Source organism: Streptomyces sp. NPDC087420 (assembly GCF_044744165.1).
Lineage (GTDB): Bacteria > Actinomycetota > Actinomycetes > Streptomycetales > Streptomycetaceae > Streptomyces.
Map to the genome: position 1 here is coordinate 263,582 of NZ_JBIUXU010000011.1, position 12,547 is coordinate 276,128.

Here is a 12,547-nt window from a genome sequence, read left to right on the forward strand (position 1 = left end):
ACTGACCGACTGACCGACCGGTCGCGGTCTTCCCTCGGCCGGGGCCGTCCCCTAGATTTCCTGCGCGTTGCGAAAGCGATCAGTCACACGGCGAGCAGTGAGGGGACGGAGCCGCGCATGTCAGAAGCACCTCCAGCAGCACCTTCAGAAGCACCTGAGGAGAACCCTCCACCGACGGTCACACCCGCACGTGTGATCATCGCCTTCTGCCTGATCGCGCCCTTCGTGGCGCTGCTCTGGGTGGGTTCGTACGCGAAGACCGAACCGACGTACATCGGGATCCCGTTCTTCTACTGGTACCAGATGCTCTGGGTCGTCGTGTCGGCCGTGCTGACGATGATCGCCCACCAGCTGTGGAAGCGCGACCAGCGCTCCCGTACGGGGTCCCGCGCGGGAGGTGCGTCGCGATGAACGACGGTGTGAACGGCGTCGCCCTCGGCGTCTTCATCTTCTTCTTCCTGGCCGTCACGGTCATGGGGTTCCTCGCGGCGCGCTGGCGCCGCGCGGAGAACGAGCAGAGCCTCGACGAATGGGGCCTGGGCGGGCGGTCGTTCGGGACGTGGGTCACCTGGTTCCTGCTCGGCGGTGACCTCTACACGGCGTACACCTTCGTGGCCGTGCCGGCGGCGATCTACGCGGCGGGCGCGGCGGGCTTCTTCGCCGTGCCGTACACGATCCTCGTCTATCCGCTGATCTTCACCTTCCTCCCCCGGCTCTGGTCGGTGTCGCACAAGCACGGGTACGTGACCACCTCGGACTTCGTCCGGGGCCGGTTCGGCTCGAAGGGCCTGTCGCTGGCGGTCGCCGTCACCGGCATCCTCGCGACGATGCCGTACATCGCGCTGCAACTGGTCGGCATCCAGGCGGTGCTGGACGTGATGGGCGTCGGCGGCGGCGAGGACACGAACTGGTTCGTGAAGGACCTGCCGCTGCTGATCGCGTTCGCGGTGCTCGCCGCGTACACGTACTCCTCGGGTCTGCGGGCGCCCGCGCTGATCGCGTTCGTGAAGGACACCCTGATCTATCTGGTGATCATCGTGGCCATCATCTACATCCCGATCAAACTGGGCGGCTTCGACGACATCTTCGCGAAGGCGGGCGACGCGTTCGCGCAGAAGAACCCGGCGACCGGGGCGCCACGCGGCGCGCTCGCGCCGGGCGAGGCCCAGCAGTGGGGCTACGCGACGCTGGCGCTCGGCTCGGCGCTCGCGCTCTTCATGTATCCGCACTCGGTCACGGCGACGCTCTCCAGCCGCAGCCGTGAGGTGATCCGGCGCAACACCACGATCCTGCCGCTGTATTCGCTGATGCTGGGCCTGCTGGCGCTGCTCGGCTTCATGGCGATCGCCGCCGGGGTGAAGGTCGACAACGGGCAGCTGGCGATCCCGCAGCTCTTCGAGAACATGTTCCCCGACTGGTTCGCCGGGGTGGCCTTCGCGGCGATCGGCATCGGGGCGCTGGTGCCGGCCGCGATCATGTCGATCGCGGCGGCGAATCTCTTCACCCGCAACATCTACAAGGACTTCATCAAACCGGACGCGACCCCGGCGCAGGAGACGAAGGTCTCCAAGATGGTGTCGCTGCTGGTGAAGGTGGGGGCGCTGGCCTTCGTCCTGACGATGGACAAGACGGTCGCGATCAACTTCCAGCTGCTGGGCGGGATCTGGATCCTCCAGACGATGCCGGCGCTGGTCGGGGGCCTCTTCACCCGCTGGTTCCACCGCTGGGCCCTGCTCACGGGTTGGGCGGTGGGCATGCTGTACGGCACGATCGCGGCGTACGGCGTGGCGAGCCCGACGCAGGCGCACTTCGGCGGCTCCTCGAAGGAGATCCCCGGAATCGGCGAGATCGGCTACATCGGCCTGACGGCGTTCGTGCTGAACCTCGTGGTGAGCGTGGTCCTGACCTTCGTCCTGAAGGCGGCCAAGGCCCCGGAGGGCGTGGACGAGACCAGCCCGTCGGACTACACGGCGGACATCGGCGACCCCGGCGTGAAGAAGGACCTCCCCCTGGCTCCGGCGGACCCGGACCCGGTGCGCTGAGGGGCTGCGGGAACGCATGACACACGACGGGCCGCCGGAACCATCCGGCGGCCCGTCCGTCGTCAGCGCACCCATTCCTTGAGCTGCTCGGTCTCCAGGGTGATCCCCACGGGGTCAGGGAGCCTGACGTCCTTGCCGAACGGCACGGTGTGGGTGTTCTCGTACCTAGCGCCATCAGGCTCGCTGTAAACGGTCACTACGCAGCTGTCCCTGTCGATCAGCAGATAGACCGGGATGCCGGTCTGGGCGTACGCACGCGGCTTCTGCACGCGGTCCCGCTCGTCGGTGTCGGAGTCGTACGAAGTGACTTCGACGGCCATGAGGACGGGGGTGGGGTCGGCCCATTCTCCTTGGCCTGCGAAGACGCGGCTGGGGGCCAGCACACCGTCCGGGCGTGCCCTCCCGCTTCGGTACTCCTGTACCTGGAGCCCGCGATCGGGGTAGAGCCACAGCTCGGGCCGGGACTGCATGCAGATACGCGTCAGCCATTCGACGATGGTGTCGTGGTCCCCGTCCGGCACAACCCTGCTCCTGATCTTCCCGTCGATGAGTTCCAGCCGGATGCCCTCTATCGTCCGGGCCAGTATCCGGGTGGCTTCGTCGAACTCCTCGGGAAGGATCTGGGTCGTGTAATCAGGGGCTGTCATGACGCACCTCCTTGTCCCAACGACGATAGCGGAGAGGTCCGACACAGGCGGGCGAAGTGGGGCGCGACACAACATCTAGGGGGTGCTTCACCGTGCGCCCCCCAGATGTATGCTCAACCTCGTTGTCGACGCAGGGGAATCCGGTGTGAATCCGGAACTGTCCCGCAACGGTCTGCTGTGGTGTGCTTTGTCATACCCGTGAGTCCGAATACCTGCCGGCGACGCGTCCGGCTCGACCGAACCGGATGCCAGGACGTCCGGGCCCCGAGGCTGGGCCGGAGACGCCGTGGTTCGTGCTGCCCGGAGACGGGCCGTGCCGGATCCACGCGCCCCCGCTTCCCCGCCGACGGCCCAGAGCCGAGCGAGGGAGAGCACCACGTGACCATCGCGCCAGCCGATCCGGCTTCAGGCATCTCCGAGGTCTCCGCGCAGGAGACCGACGGACCCGGGACCGCGTTGTTGCGGCTCCTGACCGACCTGACCGCCGATCTGCCCGACACCGACCCCGGACGCGTCGCCGGCGCCGCGCTGCGCGGCCGCAACGCCCGGTCGGACGAGGCCGAGCTGCGCGAGCTCGCCACCGAGGCGGCCGCGGGGCTCATCTCCGAGGACCCGGCCTACTCCCGGCTCGCCGCCCGGCTGCTCACCCGTACCATCGCCGAAGAGGCCGCGAGCCAGGGCGCCGTGGCGTTCTCCGCGTCCGTCGCGGTGGGGCACCGCGAGGGCCTGATCGCGGACCGTACGGCCGACTTCGTCGCGCTGCACGCCGACTTCCTGGACGCGCTGATCGACCCGGACGCCGACGACCGCTTCGGCTACTTCGGGCTCCGTACCCTCTTCAGCCGGTACCTGCTCCGCCACCCGATCACCCGCAAGGTCGTCGAGACCCCCCAGCACTTCATGCTGCGCGTCGGCGCCGGTCTCGCCGAGGACACCGGCGTCCGCGCGCTGGAGGAGGTCGCCTCCCTCTACCGCCTGATGAGCCGCCTGGACTACCTCCCGTCCTCTCCGACGCTCTTCAACTCCGGTACGCGCCACCCGCAGATGTCCTCCTGCTACCTGCTGGACTCCCCGCTGGACGAGCTGGACTCGATCTACGACCGCTACCACCAGGTCGCGCGCCTGTCGAAGCACGCGGGCGGCATCGGCCTCTCGTACTCCCGCATCCGCTCGCGCGGCTCGCTGATCCGCGGCACGAACGGGCACTCGAACGGCATCGTCCCGTTCCTGCGGACCCTGGACTCCTCGGTCGCGGCGGTCAACCAGGGCGGCCGGCGCAAGGGCGCGGCCTGTGTCTACCTGGAGACCTGGCACGCGGACCTGGAGGAGTTCCTGGAGCTGCGCGACAACACCGGTGAGGAGGCCCGCCGTACGCACAACCTGAACCTCGCCCACTGGATCCCGGACGAGTTCATGCGCCGCGTCGAGGCGGACGGCGAGTGGTCGCTGTTCTCCCCCGCCGACGTGCCGGAGTTCGTGGACCTGTGGGGCGACGAGTTCGACGCCGCGTACCGCGGGGCGGAGGCCGCCGGCCTGGCCCGGAAGACCATCCCGGCCCGTGAGCTGTACGGCCGCATGATGCGTACGCTCGCCCAGACCGGCAACGGCTGGATGACCTTCAAGGACGCGTCGAACCGTACGGCCAACCAGACCGCCCTGCCCGGCAAGGTCGTCCACTCCTCCAACCTCTGCACGGAGATCCTGGAGGTCACGGACGACGGCGAGACCGCCGTCTGCAACCTCGGCTCGGTCAACCTCGGCGCCTTCGTGCTCGATTCGGGCGAGATCGACTGGGAGCGGCTGGACGAGACCGTCCGTACGGCCGTCACCTTCCTCGACCGGGTCGTGGACATCAACTTCTACCCGACCGAGCAGGCCGGCCGCTCCAATGCCAAGTGGCGTCCGGTGGGCCTGGGCGCGATGGGCCTCCAGGACGTCTTCTTCAAGAAGCGCCTGCCGTTCGACTCCGCCGAGGCCGCCGCGCTCTCCACGAAGATCGCCGAGCGGATCATGCTGGCCGCGTACGAGGCGTCCTGCGCGCTCGCCGAGCGCAACGGCCCGCTCCCGGCGTGGTCGGAGACCCGTACCGCCGCCGGCGTGCTGCACCCCGACCACTACGACGTCGAGCTGAACTGGCCGGAGCGCTGGGACGCGCTGCGCGCCCGCGTCGCGAAGAGCGGCATGCGCAACTCCCTGCTCCTCGCGATCGCGCCGACGGCGACCATCGCCTCGATCGCGGGCGTGTACGAGTGCATCGAGCCGCAGGTCTCCAACCTCTTCAAGCGCGAGACGCTGTCGGGCGAGTTCCTCCAGGTCAACTCGTACCTGGTCCAGGAGCTCAAGGACCTGGGCGTCTGGGACGCGCAGACCCGTGAGGCGCTGCGCGAGTCCAGCGGCTCGGTGGCCGGCTTCACCTGGATCCCGGCGGAGGTGCGCGAGCTCTACCGCACCGCGTGGGAGATCCCGCAGCGCGGTCTGATCGACATGGCGGCGGCCCGTACGCCGTTCCTCGACCAGAGCCAGTCGCTGAACCTGTTCCTGGAGACGCCGACCATCGGGAAGCTCAGCTCGATGTACGCGTACGCCTGGAAGAAGGGCCTCAAGACCACGTACTACCTGCGCTCGCGCCCCGCGACGCGCATCGCCCGCGCGGCGGGGAGCGCCCAGGCGGCGGCCACCGTGCCCGCGCCCGCCGGCGCGGCCGCCACCACCATCCCGCTCCAGCAGGCGTCCCCGGCCCCCGCGAACCCGATGGTTCCGGACGCGGACGCGATCGCCTGCTCCCTGGAGAACCCCGAGTCCTGCGAGGCCTGCCAGTAATGAGTTCCCCCGAGAAGAGTCCCGCCGAGAAGAACCTGCTCGACCCGGGCTTCGAGCTGACCCTGCGCCCCATGCGCTACCCGGACTTCTACGAGCGCTACCGCGACGCGATCAAGAACACCTGGTCGGTGGAGGAGGTCGACCTCCACTCCGACGTCGCCGACCTCGCCAAGCTCTCGCCCGGCGAGCAGCACATGATCGGCCGGCTGGTCGCGTTCTTCGCGACGGGCGACTCGATCGTCTCGAACAACCTGGTGCTGACGCTCTACAAGCACATCAACTCCCCCGAGGCGCGGCTGTACCTCTCCCGCCAGCTCTTCGAGGAGGCCGTGCACGTCCAGTTCTACCTGACGCTGCTCGACACCTATCTGCCCGACCCGGACGACCGCGCGGCGGCCTTCGACGCGGTGGAGGAGATCCCGTCGATCCGCGAGAAGGCGCAGTTCTGCTTCCGCTGGATGGACTCGGTGGAGAAGATCGACCGCCTGGAGACAAAGGCGGACCGCCGCCGCTTCCTGCTGAACCTGAGCTGCTTCGCGGCGTGCATCGAGGGGCTGTTCTTCTACGGAGCCTTCGCGTACGTGTACTGGTTCCGCTCGCGCGGTCTGCTGCACGGCCTGGCCACCGGCACCAACTGGGTGTTCCGTGACGAGACGATGCACATGAACTTCGCCTTCGAGGTCGTGGACACCGTACGCAAGGAGGAGCCGGAGCTGTTCGACGACGCGCTCCAGCAGCAGGTCACGGACATGCTGAAGGAGGCCGTCGAGGCGGAGTTGCAGTTCGGCCGCGACCTGTGCGGCGACGGCCTGCCGGGCATGAACACGGAGTCGATGCGCGAGTACCTCCAGTGCGTCGCCGACCAGCGCCTCCAGCGGCTGGGCTTCGCGCCGGTGTACGGCTCGGAGAATCCGTTCTCCTTCATGGAGCTCCAGGGTGTGCAGGAACTGACCAACTTCTTCGAACGCCGCCCGTCGGCGTACCAGGTGGCGGTGGAGGGGTCGGTCGGCTTCGACGACGACTTCTAGGCCGCTGTTGTACGACCGGGGCGCGCCCCGCCTCCGCTGCGGCGGGGGGGGGGCGCGCTTCTGGGAGCTTCCCGAGCAGGCCGAACGGCCGTGCGTCCCCCTGGGGTTCGTCCGCTGCGGCCGTCGGTACGGAGTCCCAGTCGACGGGCCGCCCGAAAGCGGCCGAGCAGGCGGTCCGTACGGCGGCCAGCTGCGCGGCGGCGAACGTGGAGGCGGCGAGCGCCTCGGGCCCGTGCCAGGCCAGCGCCCGCATGAGCCGCTCGGGGGTGGCGTACCGCGCCTCGAAGGCGGCGGTCTCGCCGGCGTCCCTGTCCTCTTCGAGGTACGTCCACCGCCCGGCCTCGGCACGGTCGCCGTAGAGCCGGTGGATGTCGGCGAGCCGGCGCCGGAGCGTCAGGTCGCACGGGTAAGAGGCGACGAGGCCGCGCAACCGCTGACGCGCCAGAGGTGTCCGCCCGGCGGCCAGGTCCGCCTCGACCCGCGCCAGGGTGTCTGTGGGTGCCATGCGCCCATGGTCGGTGAGCCGGCGGATCGAGGCGAAGGCTTTTCCGGGAGGGTGCGGGGCGGGCGCCGCGTTGTCAGGGGCGGGCGGCGCGTTGTCAGTGGGGCCGTACACGATGGGCACATGACGACGAACACGCGGCACGGCCGTCCCCACCCGGGCGAGGAGTTCGACTGGCGGCCGTTCCTGCGCGGGTGGAGCGCGGAGTCGGCCTCGGTCGATCCGGCCGTGGCGGACAGGCACGGGCTGCGTGAGGCGCGGGAGCGGCGGTGGCTCGGGTTCGAGCCGGCGGATCCGAAGGCCGTCGCGGTGTTGGAGGCGCGGGCGGGGCGTCCGCTGCCGCCGTCGTTCCGGGCGTTCCTGGAGGTCACCGACGGGTGGCGGATGATCGGCCCGTCGGTATGGCTGCTGGCACGGACGGAAACGATCCGGATCGACGGTGGCCCGGCCGATCCGGGGGTGATACGGAAGGAGCACGCCGGCCGGGACGACAAGAACGCCCGGGACGGGGCGGGGCCGGGGGGCCGGTCGCTGCGGCTCGCCGACGACTCGGCCCTCGTGGACGTGCTGCTCGACCCGCTGGACGTGGCGGAGGACGGCGAGTGGGCCGTGCGGGTCCGGTCGGCGTGGAGCGGCTCGGAGCCCGCCCGGTACCCGTCGTTCCGGGCGTACATGGAGTCCGCCCACGAGAGATTCCTCGCCGACGCCGCTGTCCGCGATCCCCACTTCGTGAGCCCCTGCACAGACGCCCTGGACGCGGACGTGGAGCGCGCACGGCGGCTGGCCCTGGCCGGTGATCCGGACGGGGCGTTGACGCTGCTGGCGCCGGCGGTGCGGGCCGGCCGTAAACGCGCGGCCTCGATCCAGAATCAGCTCGCCGTCCTGCTGGGCGGACCTCCGGCGGGCGGAGGATCCGCCGCGCGCTTCCCCGACTCGGCGTACACGGTGCGGGAGTTGCTCCCGATGAGATGCCGGGCCGCGGCAAAACGGGACTATTCCGGCGAGGGGCCCGAGCAGAAGTGGTTGCGGAAGGATTTCCCGGCGGTCGATCCCGCGGTGATCGAGTCGGTGTCGCACGCGGTCGCCGACGGCACGTACCGCCACACCGTCGAGGGTCCGTTCGGGGAAGCGGTGGCACGGGCATGGGAGCTCGCGCGCTGGGGTTCCGTGGACGAGGCGTGGGCGACGCTGCGCGACAGCATGCGGGAGTGGCGCCCCTACGACGAGGAGCACGTGGTCCCGCTGGGGCTCGTCGCGGACGGTGTGCTGGGGCCGCTGCTGACACCCCGGCGGGGACGGGAGTTGCTCTCGGCCTCGCACAGGGCCGCCGCGGCGGAGGCCGCCGTGGAGCCGGACGGGCTGGCGTGGCTGGTGGCGGAGGAGCGCGGGTTCCGGGCCAAGTGGTGGCTGGTGTTGGCGCGCGGAGTGGAGCCGACGGAGCTGCCGGGTCTCCTGGGCACCGGGCGCGGGCTGTCGCCGCATCCGGTGACGGAGGAGAGGCGGCGCGAAACGGCGTTCCCGCCGCCGGAGCCACCGCTGGTGATGAAGGACCGGCCGGGACAGTTGGTGGTCCCGCCCGTGTTCGCGAACGGGTTCCCCTCGGCGGCGGCGGTGGGCCGGGCCGGCACGGACACCGAGGCCGGGGGCTGGGCCTTCGCCCTGGTGGAGAGGGCAGGACAGGGAGTGATGCGGTCGCCCGCCCCGGCCGCGTCGGCGGTTTCCGGCGGCCTCGTCCTGAGTATGGGCAGCACGATGAACCTCGAACCGGACGCGCCGATTCTGCGGGTCACGGCCGCCGAGGCCGGGCGGATCGTGTGGGAGGTCACCGTCGGGCCGCCCGGGATCACCGAACCCGAGGCCCGGGGAGAGGTCCCGCCCGCCCTCGACCCCCGCCGCCGTCTCGCGACCGGGCCCGTCACGGACGACCCGGCCGCCGTCGACCACAGCGCACCGGCGCGGTGGCTGTGCGAGGCCCTGACAGCGGAGTTCGGGGTGTCGGTGAACCACGACGCGGTGGTGCTGGGCCGCCTGCACAGCCTGGAGGTCCCGCCGTGGTCCGGCTCTCCGCTCACGCCGTGATCCGTACACGGCTGACAGCTCTCGCGTGTGCCGTGTCGACCGTCGCCGCGGGGCTCGGGATCAGGGCGTGGGCGGACGGCGATCTCGCCAAGTACGCGGGCGACGCGCTGTACACCGCGCTCGTCCACACCCTCGTCGTGTGCGCCGTCCCCCGGGTACGGCCCCGCACCGTCGCCGTCGGCGCGTTCGTGTTCAGCTGCGCGGTCGAACTGCTCCAGCTCACCCCGGTCCCGGCCGGCCTCGCCGCGCGCAGCGGGCTCGCCCGGCTGGTGCTGGGTTCGACCTTCAACGCACCTGACCTGCTGTGGTACGCGGTCGGCGCCGGCGCGGCAGCAGTCCTGCACTCGGTGCCGGCGCGCTCGGCCCGCTCGGCGCCCGTCCGTCGCCCCGTGCGGCCTTCGGATCCCCCCTCCGGACCGTCGCGTGGCGCAACTGGCGGTCGATCGACAGATCCTTGAGGAGCCAGAGCAGGGCCGGGAGGGCCAGGAGGACGAACAGGGCCGTAAGGGCGACAAACGCCAGGAAGGTGTCCATGCATCCAGCGTCGTGGAGATGTTCGACAGAAGGCAGTGGCAGGACTGTCGTCGAACCTCGAATTACTGCCACACTGGTCGCATGATGAAAAACGTCGCCGCCGTCCTGCTCGACGGAGTCCACCCCTTCGAACTCGGAGTCGTCTGCGAGGTGTTCGGGCTGGATCGCAGCGACGACGGGCTGCCCGTCTACGACTTCGCGGTGGTCTCCGGGGAGGGGCCCGTGCTGCGTACCCACGCCGGGTTCACCCTCGGCTCGCTGGCCGGGCTCGAACGGCTGGAGGAGGCCGACCTCATCGCCGTACCCGCGGGCGACGCCTACGCGGTGCGCGAGTTCCCCGAGGAGCTGCTGGCGGCGCTGCGGCGTGCCGTGGACCGGGGCGCACGGGTGCTCAGCGTCTGCACCGGCGGCTATCTGCTCGGCGCCGCGGGCCTCCTCGACGGGCGCCGCTGCACCGTGCACTGGCGGCACGCGACCGACCTCGCCCGGCGTTTTCCCGAGGCGCGGGTGGAGCCCGCCGTGCTGTACGTCGAGGACGGCCCCGTGATCACGTCCGCCGGTACGGCCGCCGGCATCGACGCGTGCCTGTATCTCGTACGGCAGGAACACGGCCCGGAGATCGCCAACGCGCTCGCCCGCCGCATGGTCGTCCCGCCCCACCGCGACGGCGGCCAGGCCCAGTTCATCGAGCGGCCGCTGCCCGTCGCCTGCGACACCGTCGGGGAGGTGCTGTCCTGGATGGAGCGCCACCTGGACCGCGAGATGACCGTGGAGCAGCTGGCCGCGCGGGCCCACATGTCACCGCGCACCTTCGCCCGCCGCTTCCAGCAGGAGACGGGGACCACTCCGTACCGCTGGCTCCTGCGCCAGCGGGTGCTGCTGGCGCAGGAGTTGCTGGAAGGGACGGACGAGACGGTCGACCGGGTCGCGGGGCGCGCCGGGTTCGGGAACGCGGCGGGGCTCCGCCATCACTTCCTGCGGACCCTCGGGACGACGCCGAACGCGTACCGGCGCACGTTCCAGGGGCCGGCCCCGGCCCCCGCTTCCGTCCTGGCCTCAGGCGCTCAGGCGTTCGGGACCGTCTCGTAGCGCGGCGTTCCCTCTTCCATCTGCTTGAGCGCGTCCTTGCGGTCCCGCTTCGACAGCCGGTCGATGTACAGGTATCCGTACAGGTGATCCGTCTCGTGCTGGAGGCAGCGGGCGAAGTAACCGGTGCCCGCCACCTTGACCGGATTGCCCTGGGCGTCCTGGCCGCGCACCACCGCGTAGTCGGGGCGGGGCAGGGCCGCGTACGCCGTCGGGACCGACAGGCAGCCCTCGTTGGAGTCGTCCAAGTGGCGCTCCTCGGGCGGCAGTTCCTCCAGCACCGGGTTGCAGATGGCCCCGACGTGGCGCTTGCCGTCGTCGTCCGGGCAGTCGTACACGAAGACCTTGAGGTCCACGCCGATCTGGTTGGCGGCGAGGCCGACGCCCTCCGCCGTGTGCTGGCTGGCGAACATGTCGTCGATCAGCGCGGCGAGGGAGTCGTCGAACTCCGTGACGTCCCGGCACTCCTTGTGGAGCACCGGATTCCCGACGACGGTGATCGGGCGGGGCGTGCCGCGCTCGCGGTGTGCCAGCTCACGCTCCGCGGCGCCCTCCGTGTCGTCGGCGAACCCGTCCGCCGTCCCCGCCACGGTGGTCCCACTGTCGATCCGCTGGTCCGTCTCCTGCTGCGCCATGTCCGCAGTACGCCTTCCTCGGTTCCCGATGCTGCCCGCACGATCGGCACGATGTGCCCGTACAGCCTAAGGGCAGCACTCAGTGCCGTTCAGCCGTCGGCGGGATCCGGCCGGCGTCTCCTGCCTCTGCCCGGCGAAGGCGGACCTCAGCAGACCTCTTCGAGATCGCGCCACTCCCGGGTGTCCGGACTGTCCGCGACCCACCCGTCCAGCAGCCCCCGCACCAACCCCTGCGGCGCCGCGATCCCGCACTCGCGCTCCGGCACCCACAGCTCGCCGGCCGTACGGTGCCCCAGCGGACCCGGGTGCCCCGGCTCGCTGTGGTCGTGCGGGTCCAGGTGCTCCCCGTCGCCCTCGGCGCTCGGCATCCGGCTCTCCGAGCAGGCCCGGCACAGCAGTCGTACGGACGACGACCAGTCCTCGGCCGCGAAACCCGCGTCGGCCGCGAGGCGCTCCAGGGCGTCCCGGTCCTCCTCGGTGGCCGCCTCCAGCAGCACCACCCAGGTCGGGACGGGCGACGGCGCCCACAGCTCGATCTCGTCGAAGACGGGGTACGCGCGGGTGTTGCCGTCCGGCCCGGCGGCCGTCGTGCGCTCACCGTGCGGTACGCCGTCGTGGAGCACGACCTCGCCCCAGCGCCGGCCCGACGACGGCAGCGGGATCGAGAGCAGCTCGATGCGGGCCGGGTCGAGCCTGCGGCCCCACACGACCTCGGCCTCGCCCTCCGGCGAGAGCCGGACGGCGGCGCTGCCCAGCTCCATGCCCTCGGGCTCGCCGTTGGCCTCGACGCTGTGCGGATTGCCGGGCACCTTCAGCCCGTACGCCTGCCAGGCACGGCGGGCCAGCGGCCAGTCCTGGAGGGCGGTGGCGGCGATGCCGACGTTCCACCAGTCGGGAGCGCCGGTCTCCTTGTCGAGCAGCGCGACGGCGCGCAGCCCGGCGGCGCGCGCCTGCTCCCAGTCGTGGCGGAACTTGTGCAGCAGCGCCAGGTTGAACCACGACTCCGAGAGCCAGGGCTCCAGGTCCGCCGCACGGGTGAGCAGCGCGCCCGCGTCCTCGTACCGGCCGTCACCGATCAGCGTGAACGCGCGGTCGGTGGCCTGCCGCCACGAGGCGGAGGGCCGATGCCGTACCTTCCCGAAGATCCTCACGATTCCCGCCTGCCGGTCGCTCG

Annotated in this window: 11 protein-coding genes and 1 riboswitch; of the genes, 7 read left to right on the forward strand and 4 right to left on the reverse strand. The window is 71.0% G+C overall.

The genetic code is table 11. From position 1 onward, the window contains the following. The first annotated feature begins 117 nt into the window (after window positions 1-117). The gene (locus ACIO1C_RS24205; protein ID WP_401866727.1) at window positions 118-411 is read left to right on the forward strand and encodes a DUF3311 domain-containing protein; all 294 of its coding nucleotides are present in this window, start codon (window positions 118-120) and stop codon (window positions 409-411) included. Further along, a complete protein-coding gene (mctP, locus tag ACIO1C_RS24210; RefSeq protein ID WP_401866728.1) occupies window positions 408-2,042 on the forward strand; it encodes a monocarboxylate uptake permease MctP in 1,635 nt (544 codons plus the stop codon). Before ACIO1C_RS24205 ends, mctP begins: the two co-directional genes overlap by 4 nt. Window positions 2,043-2,104: 62 nt before the next feature. Here mctP and ACIO1C_RS24215 read toward each other — a convergent pair whose 3' ends face one another. After that, window positions 2,105-2,689, reverse strand: a complete 585-nt coding sequence (locus ACIO1C_RS24215; RefSeq protein WP_401866730.1) for a Uma2 family endonuclease — start codon at window positions 2,687-2,689, stop codon at window positions 2,105-2,107. A 102-nt stretch (window positions 2,690-2,791) separates the two neighbouring features. Beyond that, window positions 2,792-2,924: riboswitch (cobalamin riboswitch) on the forward strand. Between the two features lie 143 nt (window positions 2,925-3,067). Between ACIO1C_RS24215 and ACIO1C_RS24220 the strand changes: the two genes are divergently transcribed. Both ACIO1C_RS24220 and ACIO1C_RS24225 read left to right on the forward strand, forming a co-directional pair. Beyond that, on the forward strand, window positions 3,068-5,509 hold the full coding sequence (locus ACIO1C_RS24220) for a ribonucleoside-diphosphate reductase subunit alpha (protein WP_401866731.1): 2,442 nt from the start codon (window positions 3,068-3,070) through the stop codon (window positions 5,507-5,509). After that, window positions 5,509-6,537, forward strand: coding sequence for a ribonucleotide-diphosphate reductase subunit beta (locus ACIO1C_RS24225; protein WP_401866733.1), 1,029 nt, complete (start codon window positions 5,509-5,511; stop codon window positions 6,535-6,537). Before ACIO1C_RS24220 ends, ACIO1C_RS24225 begins: the two co-directional genes overlap by 1 nt. Here the strand turns inward: ACIO1C_RS24225 and ACIO1C_RS24230 are convergent. Continuing rightward, complete coding sequence (locus ACIO1C_RS24230) at window positions 6,431-7,042, reverse strand: DUF6584 family protein (protein WP_401866735.1); 612 nt, start codon at window positions 7,040-7,042, stop codon at window positions 6,431-6,433. The genes ACIO1C_RS24225 and ACIO1C_RS24230 overlap by 107 nt on opposite strands. A 120-nt stretch (window positions 7,043-7,162) precedes the next feature. Between ACIO1C_RS24230 and ACIO1C_RS24235 the strand changes: the two genes are divergently transcribed. The 3 genes from ACIO1C_RS24235 to ACIO1C_RS24245 all read left to right on the forward strand — a co-directional run bounded on the left by ACIO1C_RS24235 (window position 7,163) and on the right by ACIO1C_RS24245 (window position 10,741). Then, the gene (locus ACIO1C_RS24235) at window positions 7,163-9,118 is read left to right on the forward strand and encodes an SMI1/KNR4 family protein (RefSeq protein WP_401866737.1); all 1,956 of its coding nucleotides are present in this window, start codon (window positions 7,163-7,165) and stop codon (window positions 9,116-9,118) included. Further along, window positions 9,115-9,576 carry a DUF2809 domain-containing protein gene (locus ACIO1C_RS24240; RefSeq protein ID WP_401866739.1) on the forward strand — a complete coding sequence of 154 codons (462 nt, stop codon included), beginning with the start codon at window positions 9,115-9,117 and terminating at the stop codon, window positions 9,574-9,576. The genes ACIO1C_RS24235 and ACIO1C_RS24240 overlap by 4 nt, the downstream gene beginning before the upstream one ends. A gap of 157 nt (window positions 9,577-9,733) precedes the next feature. Beyond that, on the forward strand, window positions 9,734-10,741 hold the full coding sequence (locus ACIO1C_RS24245; RefSeq protein WP_401866741.1) for a GlxA family transcriptional regulator: 1,008 nt from the start codon (window positions 9,734-9,736) through the stop codon (window positions 10,739-10,741). Here the strand turns inward: ACIO1C_RS24245 and def are convergent. Both def and ACIO1C_RS24255 read right to left on the reverse strand, forming a co-directional pair. After that, entirely contained in the window at window positions 10,717-11,373 is a 657-nt protein-coding gene (gene def / locus ACIO1C_RS24250; RefSeq protein ID WP_401866743.1) for a peptide deformylase, read from the reverse strand. The two genes, ACIO1C_RS24245 and def, sit on opposite strands and share 25 nt — an antisense overlap. Before the next feature lie 146 nt (window positions 11,374-11,519). Continuing rightward, window positions 11,520-12,524 carry a hypothetical protein gene (locus ACIO1C_RS24255; RefSeq protein WP_161308126.1) on the reverse strand — a complete coding sequence of 335 codons (1,005 nt, stop codon included), beginning with the start codon at window positions 12,522-12,524 and terminating at the stop codon, window positions 11,520-11,522. Between the last annotated feature and the right edge of the window lie 23 nt (window positions 12,525-12,547).

Excerpts from the sequence above, each read along its gene's own strand:
- ACIO1C_RS24205 (WP_401866727.1), top strand. The coding sequence starts at position 118 with ATGTCAGAAGCACCTCCAGCAGCACCTTCAGAAGCACCTGAGGAGAAC.
- mctP (WP_401866728.1), top strand. The coding sequence starts at position 408 with ATGAACGACGGTGTGAACGGCGTCGCCCTCGGCGTCTTCATCTTCTTC.
- ACIO1C_RS24215 (WP_401866730.1), bottom strand. The coding sequence starts at position 2,689 with ATGACAGCCCCTGATTACACGACCCAGATCCTTCCCGAGGAGTTCGAC.
- ACIO1C_RS24225 (WP_401866733.1), top strand. The coding sequence starts at position 5,509 with ATGAGTTCCCCCGAGAAGAGTCCCGCCGAGAAGAACCTGCTCGACCCG.
- ACIO1C_RS24230 (WP_401866735.1), bottom strand. The coding sequence starts at position 7,042 with ATGGCACCCACAGACACCCTGGCGCGGGTCGAGGCGGACCTGGCCGCC.
- ACIO1C_RS24235 (WP_401866737.1), top strand. The coding sequence starts at position 7,163 with ATGACGACGAACACGCGGCACGGCCGTCCCCACCCGGGCGAGGAGTTC.
- ACIO1C_RS24245 (WP_401866741.1), top strand. The coding sequence starts at position 9,734 with ATGATGAAAAACGTCGCCGCCGTCCTGCTCGACGGAGTCCACCCCTTC.
- def (WP_401866743.1), bottom strand. The coding sequence starts at position 11,373 with ATGGCGCAGCAGGAGACGGACCAGCGGATCGACAGTGGGACCACCGTG.